The organism is Pseudochryseolinea flava, assembly GCF_003286915.1.
Classification (GTDB): Bacteria; Bacteroidota; Bacteroidia; order Cytophagales; family Cyclobacteriaceae; genus Ohtaekwangia; species Ohtaekwangia flava.
Genome location: NZ_QMFY01000006.1, coordinates 316,463 through 334,414 on the forward strand (window position 1 = coordinate 316,463; position 17,952 = coordinate 334,414).

The 17,952-nt window shown below is 43.5% G+C and carries 13 protein-coding genes and 1 tRNA gene; 7 read left to right on the forward strand and 7 right to left on the reverse strand.

Annotated elements, in window-relative coordinates:
- Positions 1–84: 84 nt before the first annotated feature.
- On the reverse strand, positions 85–3,045 hold the full coding sequence (locus DQQ10_RS14070) for a TonB-dependent receptor domain-containing protein (protein WP_245970414.1): 2,961 nt from the start codon (positions 3,043–3,045) through the stop codon (positions 85–87).
- Positions 3,046–3,302: 257 nt separating this feature from the next.
- On the opposite strand from DQQ10_RS14070, the gene DQQ10_RS14075 reads away from it, so the two are divergent.
- Both DQQ10_RS14075 and DQQ10_RS14080 read left to right on the forward strand, forming a co-directional pair.
- Positions 3,303–4,352 carry a sensor histidine kinase gene (locus DQQ10_RS14075; protein ID WP_112747510.1) on the forward strand — a complete coding sequence of 350 codons (1,050 nt, stop codon included), beginning with the start codon at positions 3,303–3,305 and terminating at the stop codon, positions 4,350–4,352.
- The gene (locus tag DQQ10_RS14080) at positions 4,349–5,083 is read left to right on the forward strand and encodes a LytR/AlgR family response regulator transcription factor (protein ID WP_112747511.1); all 735 of its coding nucleotides are present in this window, start codon (positions 4,349–4,351) and stop codon (positions 5,081–5,083) included. The genes DQQ10_RS14075 and DQQ10_RS14080 overlap by 4 nt, the downstream gene beginning before the upstream one ends.
- Before the next feature lie 104 nt (positions 5,084–5,187).
- On the opposite strand, the gene DQQ10_RS14085 is transcribed toward DQQ10_RS14080, so the two are convergent.
- Together DQQ10_RS14085 and uxuA are read right to left on the reverse strand one after the other, a co-directional pair.
- A tRNA-Ala gene (locus DQQ10_RS14085) sits at positions 5,188–5,261 on the reverse strand.
- A gap of 181 nt (positions 5,262–5,442) precedes the next feature.
- Positions 5,443–6,612 (reverse strand): mannonate dehydratase, encoded by a 1,170-nt coding sequence (gene uxuA / locus DQQ10_RS14090; RefSeq protein WP_221409732.1) that lies wholly within the window; start codon positions 6,610–6,612, stop codon positions 5,443–5,445.
- Positions 6,613–6,876: 264 nt separating this feature from the next.
- Between uxuA and DQQ10_RS14095 the strand changes: the two genes are divergently transcribed.
- Positions 6,877–8,646, forward strand: coding sequence for a DEAD/DEAH box helicase (locus DQQ10_RS14095; protein ID WP_112747513.1), 1,770 nt, complete (start codon positions 6,877–6,879; stop codon positions 8,644–8,646).
- Between the two features lie 176 nt (positions 8,647–8,822).
- On the opposite strand, the gene DQQ10_RS14100 is transcribed toward DQQ10_RS14095, so the two are convergent.
- The 3 genes from DQQ10_RS14100 to DQQ10_RS14110 all read right to left on the reverse strand — a co-directional run bounded on the left by DQQ10_RS14100 (position 8,823) and on the right by DQQ10_RS14110 (position 14,363).
- Positions 8,823–9,872, reverse strand: a complete 1,050-nt coding sequence (locus DQQ10_RS14100) for a fatty acid desaturase family protein (RefSeq protein ID WP_112747514.1) — start codon at positions 9,870–9,872, stop codon at positions 8,823–8,825.
- Positions 9,873–10,004: 132 nt separating this feature from the next.
- Complete coding sequence (locus DQQ10_RS14105) at positions 10,005–12,464, reverse strand: ABC transporter permease (RefSeq protein WP_112747515.1); 2,460 nt, start codon at positions 12,462–12,464, stop codon at positions 10,005–10,007.
- 234 nt (positions 12,465–12,698) lie between these two features.
- On the reverse strand, positions 12,699–14,363 hold the full coding sequence (locus DQQ10_RS14110) for a carboxylesterase family protein (RefSeq protein WP_112747516.1): 1,665 nt from the start codon (positions 14,361–14,363) through the stop codon (positions 12,699–12,701).
- Positions 14,364–14,522: 159 nt separating this feature from the next.
- Between DQQ10_RS14110 and DQQ10_RS14115 the strand changes: the two genes are divergently transcribed.
- The 4 genes from DQQ10_RS14115 (at position 14,523) to DQQ10_RS14130 (ending at position 17,172) form a co-directional block, all read left to right on the forward strand.
- On the forward strand, positions 14,523–15,281 hold the full coding sequence (locus DQQ10_RS14115; protein WP_317047942.1) for an NUDIX hydrolase: 759 nt from the start codon (positions 14,523–14,525) through the stop codon (positions 15,279–15,281).
- Between the two features lie 10 nt (positions 15,282–15,291).
- Positions 15,292–15,726, forward strand: a complete 435-nt coding sequence (locus DQQ10_RS14120; protein WP_112747517.1) for an NUDIX domain-containing protein — start codon at positions 15,292–15,294, stop codon at positions 15,724–15,726.
- Positions 15,727–15,902: 176 nt separating this feature from the next.
- The gene (locus tag DQQ10_RS14125; protein WP_133259650.1) at positions 15,903–16,133 is read left to right on the forward strand and encodes a hypothetical protein; all 231 of its coding nucleotides are present in this window, start codon (positions 15,903–15,905) and stop codon (positions 16,131–16,133) included.
- 46 nt (positions 16,134–16,179) lie between these two features.
- Entirely contained in the window at positions 16,180–17,172 is a 993-nt protein-coding gene (locus DQQ10_RS14130; protein ID WP_112747579.1) for an alpha/beta hydrolase, read from the forward strand.
- 21 nt (positions 17,173–17,193) lie between these two features.
- Here DQQ10_RS14130 and DQQ10_RS14135 read toward each other — a convergent pair whose 3' ends face one another.
- Complete coding sequence (locus DQQ10_RS14135; RefSeq protein WP_112747519.1) at positions 17,194–17,931, reverse strand: GIN domain-containing protein; 738 nt, start codon at positions 17,929–17,931, stop codon at positions 17,194–17,196.
- Positions 17,932–17,952 lie beyond the last annotated feature (21 nt).

The following is a 17,952-nucleotide window of genomic DNA, read 5'->3' on the forward strand; positions in this document are numbered from 1 at the left end:
TTGTAGTAGTATAAGCAATGCGGAATAATAAAAAAGGCTGCCTCAATTGTTGAGACAGCCTCTTTATTTTTTACCAAGATACGTTTAAGGTTCGCGCGTTGCGTTGATCGGGAATGTTCCGAATTGTCCAACAGCCATGTTGCCACTAAAGGCATCACCATTGATAATTGCTTTAACCATGATGTCCATCTCATTTCCGCCAAACGAAACATGGTAAGAGAAGGAGAGTTCATTACCTGAAACAGTCACTGACGTTAAGGGAAGGTTTGAATTGAAACGCTTGTTGAATATCGTTCCTGCATATTGTTCACCTTCTTTCGTGATTGTAAGAACCCCTTCGCCACCTTGTGGAGACTCGATGGTGTAGGCCCATTTACCTTCAGCTTTCACAACCGCGGTTGAGTCGCCAGGCGTTGTTGGTTTTGCAGTTGCCGCCGCAGGCGCTTTAGCTTTTGGCGTTACTTGAGGCGTAAATCCACTTGAATTTCCGCCACGTTGTTGGCCACCGCCCATATCACCGCCACCGTCGCCGCCACCATCTTTCAAGTCGTCGTTGTTGATCGATCTTCTGCGCTTCGGTCTAGCGTCCATGTTCATTTTACCAATACGGTAGCTGATGTTTGCACGGAAACTCATGTTGTGAAACACGTTCAAGCTTTTCTGTTCGAATACTGGCGATGACGATTCACCTCTTACTTTAAATGCTGGTGTGAAGAAGTTCTCTGCGCCAAATCCTACACTGCCTTTCTTGTTGTTGAAATCTTTCTTCAGTCCTAAGCTGTAAATTCCAAAACCTGTTTGATAGCCTTGTAATTGTACTTGGCGACCACGATAGAATCCAAAGAATTGAAAGCCCCAGCCTTTGCTCAGATTATAGTTACCAAAGAGTCGGTAACTGGCTACCCATCCTTCGTTGCTTGCACTGTAAGCGCCCGCATCGGGATTGGTTTCAATATTATTATCCAGCATCGAGTAATACACATCAAAACCTCCATTCAATGAAAGCTTGCCGATGTTTACGTTCGCGAACGTACTCAAGCCATATGCGTCTTCTTGTCCGATGTTAGCGTAAGTTGTCTCGATACCTTCTTGTCCTGACAAAAGCAGTTTTGGTGTTCTGATACTTTGAATGGAGTTATTCGTATTTCTCCAGAACGTAGAGAAGTTAAGTGAAGTACCCTTAATGTATGTGCTGTAAGAAATTTCAAAGTTATTGGTGTATTCAGGATCCAATTGAGGATTACCAACACTTTGGCTTAGCGGGTTCGAGTTTTGTATGTTAGGATTGAGGAATTGAATAGACGGACGTTGAATTCTTCTGTTATAGGAAGCCTTGATCATGTTGCCTTGTTTCAACTTTTTAGACAGGTTTACACTCGGTACGAACACACCGTAAGCTGGAATGTCAATATCATCTTCTGTTTTGGTGTAGGCATCGATTACTGTATACTCATAGCGCGATCCGGCCTTGATACTATAACCATTCTGCATCGCCAATGTATAAGAAAGATACCCTGACGTCACATTTTGATTGTAGTTCAGATTGTTTGATCGGATAGCATCAACAATTGTTGTGTAGCTTCCGTCACCTTCAGGGTCTTCTGCGTATTTAAAATCACTGAATACTTTTCGCGTGATATTCTTCGCGCCAAATTCAACAATCTGATTGGTGTTGATCGGAGAAACATAATCCGCCTGAATCGTCATCTCTTCATTGTAACTATCGTTATTGTTTTTGATACCCGATAGCGCCGCCGCTTCATTAACTTCCAGCGTACGTCTGGTGAAGTCGTTGTTACGATTGTTTCTGCTATATGATCCGAGGATGCTAAATTCCTTCTGCGGCTTTTCAAATGTCTTCGTGTAAGTCAAATTCACATCGACGTTATTGGACTCATCGATGGTCTTCACATTCTGTAATGACGATGATGACGTATTGTTGAATAAATTCTGGCTGTACAAATCATCTTGCCATGAATTGTTGTTACGAGCACCAAGTCTTACAGAGGCGGCGAGTGAGTTCTTTTCATTGATGTCATAATCCCAACCGAGGGTATAATTCCCAAAGAGACCTTGATTTCGTGTATCAGCTTTCTGAGAACTTACGGTTGTGTTTCCATCGTTAAGGGACGTCTGTTCATTTTCAAAGCGACCATTTACATTATAGTTCGCGCGACCCCATCCGCCGAGGGAAAATCCCATCTTGCCCGTGCGGTAATTTCCATTTAAGCCGAGGTTCGATCCTCTCAAACCAACACCGGCGTCCACGTTGAGTGTAGCACCCTGCAAGGTATTTTTCTTGGTGATGATATTGATGATACCACCTGTACCCTCGGCATCGTACTTCGCAGAAGGAGACGTAATTACTTCGACTGATTTGATTTGATCTGCTGGAATTTGTTTCAGGGCATCGGCCACACTTGACGCGACAATTGTTGATGGCTTATTGTTGATAAGCACCATAACATTCGAGCTTCCACGCATCGACACATTTCCATCAAGGTCAACAGACAGCATGGGTACACGTTTTAATACATCTGTTGCATCGCCACCGCGCGCCGTCTGATCATTCTCAGCATTGTAAACAGTGCGGTCAACTCTTTCTTCGATAATTGCTTTCTGGCCTTCAACGACAACTTCCTTGAGGATCTCTTCTTTCATTCTTAAAGTGATCGTGCCGAGATTGATCTCGTTCTTTTTTTCTTCAACGCTGATGTTGCCGATCGTGGTTGTTTCGTACCCGATAAAAGAAATGTCGATGGAATAGTTTCCTTCAGCAACTTTAGTGATGGTAAATTTTCCGTCAGCATCACAAACAGTCCCGTTAACAGGTTTCTTGGTGACGACGTCGATGAGGGCTACGTTTGCAAACTCGACTGGTTTACTGGACAAAGAATCTAGGACTTGGCCAGAGATTTTTGTATTTCCTTTTGGCGTAACACCAGTAGTTGTAGATGAGGTAGTGCCGGTACTGAAGGCCGATTGTTGGGCCGATACAACAGCGCAAGACATCATCAATGCGAAGAATGGTAAAAAATGTTTCATGTTAAAATTAGGTGGACTACTACTCACGATTCGATTTCACGGATTCATACGGCAAAATTGCACGTTAGTTGGCGATTGCTATTTACAATTAGATTGTTGGGGCATTTGATTCGACTCTCCGGTAAATTATTCGACAACTCAAAGGTATAGCGTCGCAAACGGAATGGTCGATAGAATTCCGTTAACGGTAGAAAATTCATCAGAAACATGCCTGTTCAAGGATGAGCTCCGTACATTTACATGTCTACTTTGTTTTTATGCAATTTTTTCTCCAACGTCATCGTGTACTGTTGGTACACCTTTCGCACTGGGCTGTATACATTTCGTTTACACTTTATCAATTTATCCAGTGGCAGACCCGTCGCGATAACCACGTCGATTGGGGCAGGACTTTGTCGGGGTTGAGCATTGAAATTTTTTTCACCGCTGCCGTCGCTTACTTTAACTATTTCTTCGTGTTTCCGCGGTTTCTGAAGCACAAAAACCTTTGGCGTTATTTAATAGAATTTGCTGTGCCTTTTGCTTTATTCATTACGGCGCGGGTTCATTTGCAACGTTGGCTGGTAGACGGTCATCATCACAAAACCGATTACTTCTATTCAAGTTTTTTCATCGTTCAAGTTTCTGCCGTAACGTTTCTCATTGCCATTTTTGTGGGCATGCTTCGCTTTGCTGTCGAGTGGTTTGAACTCGATGCGAAACAAAAAATGTCTGAAAACGAGAAGCTCACGGCAGAGTTGAATTTTTTAAAAGCGCAGATCAACCCTCATTTTCTTTTCAACACGCTCAATAACTTATACTATCTCGCATATTCACAATCACCCAATACAACGGAGATCATCGCGAAACTGTCGCAGATGATGCGTTACATGATTTACGACACCAATCAACCACGGGTGCAATTATCGAAAGAGCTAGAGTACATGCAGAATTATATCAGCCTTGAACGACTACGTCTCAACAACCAAATTCCGATTGATTTTAAGATTACTGGAAATGTGAATGACGTATGGATCACGCCCCTCGTATTGATTACTTTTTTGGAGAATGCATTCAAACATGGCGTGTCGAATACAAGTAAGGATGCATGGGTAAACGTCGCTGTGAAGGTGGAAAACAACACTTGCGTGTTTACAGTCGATAACAGCAAAGTTCAGCGAAGTGCTACGGAAACAGGCGAAAAATCAGGCATTGGATTACAAAATGTTCAACGTAGATTAGCTTTAAGTTATCCGGAGCGTCATCAATTAACGGTGCACGAGACGGAGAAATCTTACGCCGTAGAATTAAAATTGATGTTGTCTTGAACTTAACCTGCGTCATTGTTGAAGATGAACCACTGGCTCGCAGCCTCATGGTTGACTATGTCAGAAAAGTACCCTATTTAAGTTTGATAGACGCGTGCGCGAATCCGCTAGAGGCAATAGAGATTTTACGAAAGAACCACGTAGACTTATTGTTTCTCGATATTCAAATGCCAGAGATTACTGGGCTGTCGCTGCTAAAAGCGTTGAATAAAAAACCATTGGTCATTCTCACCACAGCCTATTCTGAATACGCGTTGGAAGGATACGAGCACGACGTGGTAGATTACCTTTTGAAACCCATTACGTTCGAACGTTTTTTACGTGCAGTAGATAAAGCCTCACAACGGGCCAACGCAGGACCAACACCAGCAACAACGAAGGACATTGGCAGTGAATCGTCATTACCATCACAACCTTTTGTGTTCGTGAAAGACGGTACCAAACTTGTAAAGATCAGGTGGGAAGATATTCTGTTTGTTGAGGGGTTGAAGGACTATGTTACAATCCATACGAAACAACAGAAGGTTGTAAGTCTTCAGCGGTTGAAAGCATTGGAAGAACAACTTCCGGCAGATCAATTCATCAGAGTACACCATTCTTTTATTGTCGCCCTTCACGCGATCGATGCCGTTCACAAAGGAGAAATTCAAATCGGACAAGCACTGATTCCAATTAGCGATACCTATCGCAAAGCATTTAAAGATTTGATTGACAAGAATCAGATTCAGTAGTAGCGAGGTGAATTTGTTCTGGAGACAATGCGGCTGCTGTTGGTTAGTTAATCGTTAATCACTATAAATAAAACAGGCTGCCTTTTGAGACAGCCTGTTTTTTGTGGAGAATATCGGAGTCGAACCGATGACCTCTTCCATGCCATGGAAGCGCTCTAGCCAGCTGAGCTAATCCCCCTGATTGAGCGGCAAATATATTATAATTTTCTCCTATACAACAGAAGCATCAGCGAATTCTCCGCGAAACCTCGGCGTCACTGCGTCTCTGTGTAAAAAAAATCTTGATCGATAATACCTCTTACCAATGTAAAGACTGCTACAATATCTCGTTATTCGCTTTCACTATTAACGATTAAGCTTCATTCCCATCCGTTCTCTCTACAAATTCCCAACTCCAATCCGCGTAACTCTGCAAGACCTCGCATACGGCCAATAGCCGAATATCCGGGATTTGTTACTTTGTTCAGGTCGTCCATCATTTGATGTCCGTGATCGGGTCGAAATGGAATTTTATTTTTTACCGTTTGCTGAATCTTTAAAATTTCCTTCATCACAGCATACATGTCAGTGTCACCACCCAAGTGGTCTGCTTCGAAAAAGTTGCCATCTTCATCTCGCTTTGTATTTCTGAGGTGAACGAAGTGAATTCTCTTTCCAATGTCTCGTGCCATCGTTGGAAGATCGTTCTCAGGATTTGCGCCAAGCGATCCGGTGCAAAAACAAATTCCATTGTTGTCTATCGGAACAGCTTTCAAAATGAAGTCGAGATCGCTGGCGTTGCTTACGATACGTGGTAATCCGAGAATGTCGAATGGAGGATCATCTGGATGTATGGCAAGATTGATGTTGCATTCAGCAGCTACCGGTGTGATCTCGGAGAGAAGATATTTCAAGTTTTCTCGAAGCGCGTTATGGTTAATGTCATCATATAACGCGAGCTTTTGTCGCATGCCTTCGAGCGTACTTTTCTTTTCACCGGGGATGCCGAACATAATAATTCCAGTAAGGGCTTCCAGTTCTTCGGGCGTGTATTGCTTAAATCGTTTTTCAGCTTCGGCTACCACTTTTGAACTATAGTTATCTGCGGCCCCTTTTCGTTTCAAGATGAAGATGTCGAACACGGCGAGGTCGAACCAATTGAAGTAAAGGGCTTTCGATCCATCGGCCATAATCAGATCGAGGTTTGTTCTCGTCCAATCGTTAACGGGCATAAAATTGTACGTTACAATCTCGATACCGCATGCACCAAGATTGCGTAACGACGTTTTGTATTGTTCGATGTATTTTTTGTAGTCGCCTGAGCGCGTCTTGATATCTTCGTGGATGGTGACACTTTCGACAACGTCCCAATGGTAGCCGCCCGATTTCAGTTCAGCTTGACGCTTTTTAATTTCATCTATGGTCCATACTTCGCCATGTGGCACGTGATGTAGCGCGGTAACAATTCCCTCGGCTCCGGTTTGCTTGATATCTTGAAGCGAAACTGGGTCGTTTGGTCCGAACCAGCGCCATGTTTGTTTCAGTTTCATGATGTATGATATTGACGATTTTAGTGTGAACAGACGATTGCAGTCCGCTCTGCGGCCGTGAATATAAAGAAGAATTTAAAGAATGGTCCGCTGAATTTGACCGAGAAGTTTAGAATTACTGGGCCATTCGATCGTAAATGGCGATGATCGCCGTATAATGTTGGGATGTGATTGAAAACAACGATCTGGGCTTAGTCACTTTTGAAGTTGATGCCATAATGTGGTTATTAAAACGTACCTTTGCGGCTCAATTAAAAATTCATAATGAAATCTTTTGCATCCCTGGGGCTATCTCAGGGGTTGGTAGAGTCAGTTCAGCAGCTTGGCTTTGAAACACCAACACCAATTCAGGAAAAAGCTATTCCTGTGCTGCTCACCGGAAGTCAAGACTTTGTCGGACTAGCCCAAACCGGTACTGGAAAAACTGCGGCTTTTGGCCTACCACTACTCGATAGAGTTGACGACAAAAGCAAAGACACTCAGGCGCTCGTACTTGCTCCCACACGTGAGTTAGGTTTACAGATTGCCAGTGATTTGGAGAACTTCTCTGAGAAATTCAAAAACTTCAACATCGTTGCCGTTTATGGTGGCGCTAGCATCAGCGAGCAAATTCGTAAGGTGAAGAAAGGTGCGCAGATTATCGTCGCTACACCGGGCCGCCTTATCGACATGATCGACCGCCGCGCCATTAAGCTCGACACCATCAAGTATGTTGTGTTGGATGAAGCCGATGAGATGTTGAACATGGGATTCAAAGAAGATCTTGATAAAATTCTCGCGTTCACACCAGATGATAAAAATACGTGGCTGTTCTCTGCAACAATGCCGAAGGAAGTCCGTGCGATCATGAAGAATTACATGAGTAATCCTTTTGAGCTCACGGTAGGTGAACAAAACACGGGCAATCAGAACATCGAACATTGTTATGTTGTTACTCAGGACCGTGATCGTCATCTTGCACTCAAACGTATCCTCGATTACACACCTGATATTTTTGGATTGATTTTTTGCCGCACACGTATTGACACGCAAAAAGTTGCTGAGATGTTGATGAAGGATGGCTACAATGCTGATTCGCTTCATGGTGATCTCACGCAGCAGCAACGCGATCGTGTGATGATGAAGTTCAGAAGCAGAACATTACAGATCCTTGTTGCTACCGATGTGGCAGCGCGCGGTATCGATGTCGATGATATCACACACGTGATTCATTTGAACATTCCTGATGAAATGGAATTCTATACGCATCGTAGTGGTCGTACTGCACGTGCCGGAAAGAAAGGCGTTTCAATCGCGATGATCAACAGAAATGAGTTGGGCAAAGTAAAACAGATTGAACGTACGTTGAAGTCACCATTCAAAAAAATGCTCGTACCTACTGGCCCGGAAGTTTGTCAAAAGCAGTTGTTGAACTTGATGCATAAGGTGCATGAAGTGAAAGTGAACGAAGAAGAGATTGCAGAATTTTTGCCTGCGGTTTACGAAGAGTTTAAGGATATCACGAAGAATGATTTGATCAAGCGTTTCGCATCGATCGAGTTTAACCGTTTCTTAGATTATTATCGCAACGCGCCGGATTTGAATCAAGAGTTCAAACGCGCAGCTGAGGATGGACGTGAGGATCGTTACTCGACTGGTACGCGCTTCTTTATCAATGTTGGTAAAATGGATAACATCGATGTTCCTGGCTTGCTGGAAATGCTCGATGATTATTGCGGCGTTCAAAAGCGCTATGTTGGTAAGATCGATTTGAAAGGTGCGTATTCGTTTTTTGAAATAGAAAAGGAAAAAGCAGACGAGATTTTGAAGGGCTTTGAAAACGTAACCATTGAAGGTCGACAGATCAGAGTTGAAGTTACAGAACGCAAAGAGTCGTCAGGCAGAAGTCGCTCGTCATCGGGTTCAGGCAAAGGCCGATATTCTGGTGGCGGAAAAAGTGGCGGCTACAGCGGTAAAGGCGGCGGAAAAAGCAGTGGCGGTAAACGTTCTTCATCTTCTTCTAGAGGCGGCAAGTGGGGCGGAAGCAAACGTTAGGTTTGGAAGTTATCGGTTAACTGTTATCAGTTAATAGTAGTGAATACAGTTTACCCGTAATATCATAAGGATAAAAAAATCACCGTCAATTATTGACTGTGATTTTTTTTGTCTCTGCATTTGTCGATAACCAACACCGGAAACTGGCCACTGGAAACCGGTAACACCTTTACACGCTAACGTTCTATCTTCCGCGTCCTCGCCTTCATCAATGCGATAACCTCTTCTTGCGAGGAAAACATTCCATTCAAGTTGACTACACGTTTCGCCAGCGATTCATAATTGTTTGTCATCAAATACCACCACACATGCAGGAAGTGAATTCCTTCGAATACCAAAGCTTTGTTCTCTGCGTATTCGTTGATGTTGGTGAGCAAATGTTCAGGGTGTAATGTCCAGTGTAAGTTAGGCTTGATGTGATGGCTGATGTGGTATCCATCGTTCCAGCATTTGTTATTGTATTTCGTGTTAATACAGGTGACGCTATTCTTGTAGAAATTGCCAGGATCATCAGCATCGACGAATGAATGTTGCGCCCAATTTCCGACCATCATGATCAGGCGTGAAATCAAAAGCGGAATCACGAATACAGCCAGCACTGCTTGCCAGCGTACAAAACAAAGTGCGCCGCAAACCAACCAAAAGAAAAGCTCTCCTCGAATTACACGATTTCTCAACTTCAATTGGTCTTTGTTGTCGAAGTAAAGTGCCAATGTTGGGATAACGGTGAAAAAGAAACTGCCGAAATATTTTAAGAATCCCACGAAACTATCGCGCTGATAGTGCATGGTTGAGCTCAAGTCGTCTTCTAGATTATTTTCACGGTGATGCATCGCCAGGTGATGTGCTGAATACGTTTCGGGTGTCTGACCGAAAAAAGGCCCCACCACCCAAGGCAGGTAATGATTCATCCAGTTCATCTTCTCATTGAACCAAGGCCGATGACTCGTGCAGTGCAGCATTAATCCAAAGGGACCTTTAAAAACAAAGTTGTTCACGAAGTGATAGGCAAAAACGATTGCCCACCAAAGCCATCCGGTGATCGATGGTATGAACAACAAGATCCCAAGGGGCAGCATGAAGATTGTGATCTTGATGGTGAGGTAGACGAAAGGGAGATCACGTTCATCCTTCAGTCTAGAAATCCAAAACTTATCAAAGCGATTATAGGCAATGTGGGGATTGAAAACAGGATCCGTAAGCGTAAGGTTGTGTGCGGATGTCATTAGTTTAGATCAGGTGTCTTACAATATACTGATTAATCAGCTGAACTAACATTTTTATTTTCGTCGCTGGCTTAAAACAAAGAAAGCGTCATTACGGACGCTTTTTTTGATGCATATTTAAAATTCCATTTCCTACTCATACCGCAGTGTATTGGCTGGATTGCTCATGGCCGCTTTAATAGTTTGCGCGCTCACTGTTAATAAAGCGAGCAGTATCGCACCCGTTGCAGCGATGATGTATGCCAGCACATCGAAGTCGATGTGATAGGCGAATGAACTCAACCACATTTCAGTAAAATAATATGCCACGGGCCAAGCGAGCACGTTCGCAGCGGCGATAAGGATAATGATCTCTTTCGACAGCAAGCCCAGAATATTGGGAACGGATGCTCCCAGTACTTTTCGAATACCAATCTCTTTAATGCGCTGCATGGTGTTGAAAGTTGCCAAGCCAAACAATCCGAGGCTCGCGATGAAGATGGCAAGGCATGCAAATGTGGTAAAGAGTTGGCTTTGTTTCTGTTCGGCTTCGTAGAGGTTCTTGTATCGTTCACTGATAAACTGATAAGCAAATGGGCGCGCAGGAAGAAACGATTTCCACACTTTTTCTACATGGTCGATGCCCGTGCGCGTATTGGTCCCCGCGATCGCGATCGATATCGTATTGTAACTTCCGTTGAGTGGCAAGAATATCATCGGAACAATATGTTGATGAAGTGATTCAAAGTGAAAGTCTTTGACGATACCAATCAGTTTTCCTTTTTGACCATTGTACTGGAAATCTTGTCCGATGGCTGTCTCGAAGTTTGTCCACCCAATTTCTTGCGCTGCCTTTTCATTGATAATAAAAGCGAGTGAGTCGTCTGTTGGAATAGACCGGTTAAAATTTCTTCCGGCCACCAAATCAATGCCGTACGTTTTGAAGAATTCATGATCAGCAACGATTGTTTTTAGATTAATGGTGAGGTTCACGAGACTGTCACCTTTCGTAATTCTTGGGTTTCCGTAGGAGTCCAGTAGTCTCCCCGTTGGTACGCGTGATGATCGTCCTACATTTTCAATCGCACTCGACTTCGTCAGTTCGTTGTAAAATGCATCATAGTTTTCGGCCACCTCATTATAGTAAGGGAGTGTGATCACTTGATCTTTATTGTAACCAAGATTTTGATTATTTAGGAAGTCGAGTTGCTGGAACGTAATCAGCGTAGCGATGATCAGCACGATTGAAATGCTAAACTGTGCTACGACTAGAATTTTTCTGATACTACCTTTTCCGCCTGTTGAATTCGATTTGCCTTTCAGCGTTAACGCAGGTTTAAAAGAAGAGATCACAAATGCAGGATATATCCCAGCAAGGATGCCCACGATTACAGCGAAGGCTACAAGTCCGGCAAAAAGTGGTAGTTGTTCGGCTAAATTTAGCGCGATTGTTTTACTCGTGAAGGCGTTCATCCATGAAAGTCCCATGCGAGCGATAACGAGCCCAAGAACGAGTGCCATGCATGCGATCAGGATGGATTCGCTTAGATACTGACCAATCAGTTGATTTTTAAAAGCACCAACGACTTTGCGTAGTCCCACTTCTTTTGCTCGTTTCGTGGCGCGGGCTGTTGATAAGTTTATAAAGTTAAAGCAGGCGATCAAAATGATAAACAAACCAATCACAGCCATCATGTATACATTGTTGATATTTCCATTCGCTTCCAGCTCATCATCGAGATGTGAATGCAGGTGAATGTCTGTTAATTTTTGTAGATAGAGTGAGGTGGTTTTTGATGCATCGAAATCTGCCGGAGCGCCGAAGTTAGCCTTCACGTAACTTGCAAAGTGTTTGTTCATGAAAGCCGGAAAATTCGATTCCAACTTTTGTGCATCGGTTCCAGGTTGTAGTACCATGTATGTACCGAAGGCATTGTTTCCCCAATTGGTTTCCAACGCCGCTTTGCCGTACACTTGATCATTTTCTAATGTGCTGAAAGCGATCAAAAATTCTGGATGCCAATGCGATTGCGCAGGTAAATCTTTAAAGGTACCCGTTACTTCAAGATCGAATTGATTATTAGCGCGTAGTCGTTTCCCTACAGGATTGGCTTCATTAAAATATCTTTTCGCTGTGCGTTCCGAAAGTAGAAGTGTGAATGGTCGTTCAAGTGCTTTTTCACGATCGCCAGAAGTAATTTCGATATCGAAGATTTTAAAGATAGAAGGTTCTGCGAGGAATATGAAGTTTTCCGTGTTTGTCATTTTGAGCTCGCCGTTTTCTTCAAGCCCGATCACCAGTCCGCCATAGTTCAGTGTGCGCGCGAGTACTTCAATTTCACCGAAATCATTTTTTAAGAGTGGACCGATTGGTGGCGCAACATTCGCGAGGTGTAAACTCACATCTCCTTCAGGTGAATGAAAGCTTCTGGTAACACGATATATTCGATCTGCCTTCGCATGGTATTTCTCATAGCTCATTTCATCGGCGATGAAAAGAAAGATGAGGAGCGCACAAGCCATGGCCAGTGCAAGACCTGCGATGTTTATAAATGCGGTGAGCTTGTTCCTGAAAATAGAACGGATAGCTACTTTTAGATAATTCTTAATCATCGGTTTACATTTAGCGGTAGTAGGAGGTGATACTACTTTTTAAAGCAATCGTTTATGCAAAGACCAGACTAATTTTTAAAAGTTGCATTACTCATCGAAAACGCAACATCCTATTGTGGTGATGTTCGAACCGCGTGACTTTACTGTTCGGAACCGCACAATAAAAAAAGGCTGGTCACCATAACCAGCCTTTCTAAACCTGTATCGACTATCTGATAGCGTTGATCAGAATTTTTACTTAATCGTAACCGCGCCAGAGTCTTTTAATTTTTTTGTCGCGTTCTCATCGAACTTCCACTGGTGATCGAAGTAGCCATCGGCAATAACATTCGCGCCGGAGTTTTTGAAAAGAAGAAAATCTTTAAACCCGCCGAGCGAAAGATATGGCGCAGGTAGAAATGGAAATCCTTGCGGTTGCACATTCGTCCACCAAGGCAATCCGGAATTAATGGCAACATAATGTCCGTCGATCGGGAACACGTAGAATAGACCATGGTCGCTTAACGCATTATTGTTGAGCGTTATCGGGAGGCGGTCGCTGTATTTTGCGATGACGCTGTTTGTTTCCGCCGTGCCGAATAAAATAAGATTACTACTTTCTAAATCACTAGGTCGCACTTCGCGATCGGCAACAATGCGCGGGAAAAACATGATGCGTCCTAAAAATGCATTTCTATACTCGGACCAATTGGCGGCTTGGTTTGCAAGCGCTACACGATTTTTGAGTTCTTCGGGGGACGGATTACCACCCGTACCAAAAACGTAGATATGACGAGACGAAAATGCGGCGCTGATTGGACCCTCTGCGCCTTGCTTTTTTGAAGTTGCTTCACTCGGTATTTTGCCGGATAACCACTTGCCATTCTCAAACTTGAAGTGGAATACCGCCGACGCCGGAGCTTTTATTTTTTTTCCGTTGATCAATATTTCGAGTGGCTCACTTTTTTTGAATTTGCTGTGGCCATCTGGTGTCAGTGTAAAACCGTTCAGTGTTTTGGTCGTGATGGTAACTTTATTTACGTCGGTGAACTTTGCATCGATCGAGTTTAATGTACCGGGTGTAAGCTGATCGATAGTAATCCAGTAAGCGTGATTAAATTTGTATTGCGTTGTCGCATATTTCACTTGATCTGGAAATAGGTTGCGTTTGAATTTGCTGAACCAATCAAAGATGAATCCATCTTTATATGCATTAACCCAGCTGTCATGAAATACGCCCGGGTATTCGGCATACGCGACTGTGGCGCCAGACTCTTGTAAGGTTTTTACCCATGTTCTCGAGATGTCTACTTTCACAGCAGGATCTGCATCGCCATGAAAAAAATGAGCGGGTAAGTTGTGTGCATTCATCATCAGTGCGTCTGTACCGTTGGGTGGCGCAGGACAAACTGGTGCGATGGCTGCCCAAATATCAGGACGTGTCATGCCGATCCACAATGTTCCGCCACCGCCCATAGAAAGTCCGGTAAGGTATGTACGATCTTCGTCAATGTTGAATCGCTTTTTTACATCGGCGAGAACATCGAGCACATCCTTTTCGGCTATGCCTTGGTACCCTGCCGTGCCGCGTGCGTACGGCGATGCAACAATGTAATCAACATCTTTCCACTCGGGAAAGTAGCGTGTAGCTTCTACATCGGTCTCACCAGCAGCGTTACTCTTTCCGAATACGCGGCGAAGTGCTAACCGGTGATTTGAACCCGCGCCGTGAAGCATGATGACCAACGGATATTTTTTATTGGCATCGTAGTTCTTGGGTATGTACAAGCCATAAGGCTGCTCAGTGTCATCGGCATCAGAAAAAAAAGTGACCACCTGAGGTCCTGAGGGTAGCGTTTGTGCAGCAGCACCAGCAGCACAAAGTAATGTGAGTAATAATGTTCGCAAAAAAAGCTTCATGGAAATGTTTGGTTTCGAATTGGATGCAAGCAAGTTAGACGGCTAATGTCGATGATGCAAGGGATTTTTTTAATTATTGTGTTGAACAAACACAATGATGTGCCCTAAAGAAAGTAGGTAGAGTCGTGCTTACAATTGTTTGCTTTTTCGATATTTACGATGATGAAGAAAATTCGTGACTTCCAAGAATTCGTATCGAAGGGTGAACGCCTCTATCTTCGTCATCTTTCTGTTGATTGCGTCATCTTTGGATTTCACGACGATTCGCTAAAAGTATTATTACTGAAATGGAAAGACGGTGGGCACTGGTGTTTACCGGGGGGATTTGTAAAAAAAAATGAAGCCGTCGATGACTCGGCCACCCGGATTCTAAAAGATCGTACGGGACTCGATGATATTTTTCTTCAACAATTCCATGCTTTTGGTGATCCTTTTCGAGATCGGAATAAAGAGCTGCTCAGCATACAAGGCAAAAGCGGTAAGTGGCTCATGGAACGATTTATCACGATTGGTTATTATGCGTTGGTAGAATATTCAAAAGTAAGCCCGCAACCAGATTGGCTCAGCGAAGAATGTAAATGGGTAGACATACATAAACTTCCGAAACTCATTTACGATCATCAGGATATCGTGCGTAAAGCATTGGCAGAATTGCGGCGAAGTTTAAATGATCACCCGATCGGATACAATCTTCTGCCTGAGAAATTTACGATGCCCGAGCTTCAGCGTCTTTACGAAACTGTGTTGGATAAAACACTCGATCGCAGAAATTTCCAAAAGAAGATGTTGTCGTTAAAAATTTTAGAACGGTTAAAAGAACGCAAGACTGGCGGCGCTCATAAAGCACCCTATCTATATCGTTTTGATAAAAAGAAATATGCAAAGGCTGTAAAGCAAGGTCTTCGCTTCGGATTTTGATGTGAATGTTATGAATAAAGAAATTCGTCCAGCCGTAGCGGCGGTGATATTTAATGAAGCAGGAGAGGTTCTACTTCACAAAAGAAGAGATGTCGAACAATGGTCGATTATTTCTGGCCATGTTGAATTTGGTGAATCAGTAAGAGACGCGATTTTAAGAGAAATAAAAGAAGAAGTGAATGCAGAGGCGGAGATTGTGCGATTGATTGGCGTTTACTCTGCGCCAAATTCGGCAACGTATCATTATGATGAACGTATCGTACATTTCGTAACGACATACTTTGAAATAAAATTGCTAACCGCGATCCCAAAAAATGTTTCAAACGAGGAGACGATGGCGGTTAAGTTCTTTCCAACAGAACACCTTCCCACATCCATGGCGCTGATCAATCCACATTGGCTTGAAGATGCCTTAAATACGACCCACGGCCCGTTCGTAAGGTGATATCAGCGAAAGCGTAACGAAATCATCATACGTTGTGTGTCGAGCGATACGCATGCGGCATTGCAATCCACGATAACATCAGCTAAATTGTAAGAAAGAAATATTCTTATATGCCGATCGTTAATCTAATCACGATGCTGTTTTGCCAAGTTGGTGAAAACATAACCGTAACAGGCATGGCGGTCGATTGTAAAGCAGGTGCTGTCGTAATCTCGTTACCCGATAGTGCACGATACTACCTCGACGGAATTGACCACTGGAAAAATAATATGGTAGGTAGAAAGTTGTCTGTGAGCGGCGAACTTCTGTTTAGGTCTTTTGATGTATCAACGGGTGAAATTGTACAAACAATAGTCGGTGACAGCGTACCGTTTATTTTAAACCCGCAGTGGGAGATTGTAAAATGAATTTGTATTCGAATCATTAATGACGAGCATGACATCTAAGCGCTTCATGAAAATTTCCTTTCCGATTCTTGTATTGGTAGGAATTTATTTTCTCGGACCAACGCCTGAGGAACCGAAATATATCTTGACAAAACCTTCGCTACCGTCTGACCCTGTCGCGTTGGAGAGATTTGTACGTGCGGAAGATGCAAAGCACAAGATCAAGCCAGGCAATGAAGCCGAGATTGTTTGGGTTGACAGTAGTCGCACGAAAACTGCGTACGGCATTGTATACCTTCACGGCTTCTCTGCGAGTAAAATGGAAGGAGAGCCGGCGCATCGAAATCTTGCGAAGGCATTCGGATGTAACTTATTCCTTGCGCGACTTGCTGATCACGGTGTAGATACTACCGAGACATTGCTGTACTATTCCGCAGATCGTTCTTGGGAAAGTGCCAAGCAGGCCATTGCAATTGCAAAACAAATCGGGGATAAGGTGATCGTGTTGAGTACTTCAACTGGAGGAACGTTGGCGTTGAAGTTGGCGGCCGAATATCCTGAAGACGTGCACGCGTTAATCAATCTTTCACCCAACATTGCAATCAACGATGGTGCTGCCTTTTTGTTGAATGATCCTTATGGGTTGTATATAGCACGTACGGTTCTTGGTGATCGGTATAGAACGACAGGCGCTTCACCGGAACACGCTAAATATTGGAATAAGAAGTATCGTATAGAGTCGCTTACGCAGCTTGAGGAACTACTGGAAACAACCATGACCAAGAATACATTTTCGCGTGTAAAACAACCGTCACTCACCTTGTATTACTATAAAGATGAAGGATCACAAGATCCGGAAGTGAAAGTGAGCGCGATGTTGGAAATGCACGAGCAGTTGGGGACCCCGAGGGAATTAAAATCAGCGATAGCTTTTCCGAATGCGGGAGCACATGTAATCGGTAGTGCTATGACATCCAAAGATTTCGACGGTGTATATCGCGCCATGGAAAAATTTATGATCGATGTACTCAAAATTGAAAAAGTAAACCGGACACCGTGAAGTATCCGGTCCGCCAATCGTTTAATTCATTTTTCGGATCTCAGCTTTCCCGAAAACGAGCCCACGGTTGACTCGCGCATCGCCATCATAGCGAACCTGCGCTTCCCCAAAAGAATTGACGTTAAGTTTATCTTGAATCGCCAATTTGATTTTACTTTCACCGAAAATGGTGGTTGTTGCAACAAAACTTTTTAGGTCGCGAGAATCAATCTTGTTTTCTCCATACAACTTGTACTTCTGATATTCAGCCACACCCCCTCGGATGCGTAAATCATTTTCGCCATATAAGTTTGTTTTGAAATATTCTGTTTTCAGCGATGTGAGTCTAATTTCGTTCTCGCCGTAAGCTTTAAGCTTGAATTTTTTAGCTTCAATTTCATCTTTGCAAGTAAGTTCTTGATGTCCGCGTATCTCTAAATGTTTGAGCTCGGTGTAGGTCACGTAAGCTGTGATGCTCACATCCTCGTAAATGCTTTTGCGTTGACGTCCATCAGACCGATATGTTTTTTCAACTACTCGTGCGTCATCAAGGTAAATTCGTAAGGTGCTACCTTTTACTTCGATGTTTATTTTGTCTTCAGCAACATTCGAATAGACCAACCGAATATGTTCTGTTTCACCTTTTTCGAGGATAAGATTGATTTTCGGCGACGCAATAATCTTGGTGAACGAGCGAAGGTCACGGGTGATCTCTTGGGCATGTAATGAGGCAGGAATCCATCCGGCCACAAGGATCAGTATAGCGTGGAGTTTTTTCATAGTGCGATTGTTTGCTTAGAG

Bases quoted from the DNA above. Each gene is read 5' to 3' on its own strand.
- DQQ10_RS14070 (WP_245970414.1), bottom strand. From the start codon at position 3,045: ATGAAACATTTTTTACCATTCTTCGCATTGATGATGTCTTGCGCTGTT.
- DQQ10_RS14075 (WP_112747510.1), top strand. From the start codon at position 3,303: ATGCAATTTTTTCTCCAACGTCATCGTGTACTGTTGGTACACCTTTCG.
- uxuA (WP_221409732.1), bottom strand. From the start codon at position 6,612: ATGAAACTGAAACAAACATGGCGCTGGTTCGGACCAAACGACCCAGTT.
- DQQ10_RS14095 (WP_112747513.1), top strand. From the start codon at position 6,877: ATGAAATCTTTTGCATCCCTGGGGCTATCTCAGGGGTTGGTAGAGTCA.
- DQQ10_RS14100 (WP_112747514.1), bottom strand. From the start codon at position 9,872: ATGACATCCGCACACAACCTTACGCTTACGGATCCTGTTTTCAATCCC.
- DQQ10_RS14105 (WP_112747515.1), bottom strand. From the start codon at position 12,464: ATGATTAAGAATTATCTAAAAGTAGCTATCCGTTCTATTTTCAGGAAC.
- DQQ10_RS14110 (WP_112747516.1), bottom strand. From the start codon at position 14,363: ATGAAGCTTTTTTTGCGAACATTATTACTCACATTACTTTGTGCTGCT.
- DQQ10_RS14115 (WP_317047942.1), top strand. From the start codon at position 14,523: ATGATGAAGAAAATTCGTGACTTCCAAGAATTCGTATCGAAGGGTGAA.
- DQQ10_RS14120 (WP_112747517.1), top strand. From the start codon at position 15,292: ATGAATAAAGAAATTCGTCCAGCCGTAGCGGCGGTGATATTTAATGAA.
- DQQ10_RS14125 (WP_133259650.1), top strand. From the start codon at position 15,903: ATGGCGGTCGATTGTAAAGCAGGTGCTGTCGTAATCTCGTTACCCGAT.
- DQQ10_RS14130 (WP_112747579.1), top strand. From the start codon at position 16,180: ATGAAAATTTCCTTTCCGATTCTTGTATTGGTAGGAATTTATTTTCTC.
- DQQ10_RS14135 (WP_112747519.1), bottom strand. From the start codon at position 17,931: ATGAAAAAACTCCACGCTATACTGATCCTTGTGGCCGGATGGATTCCT.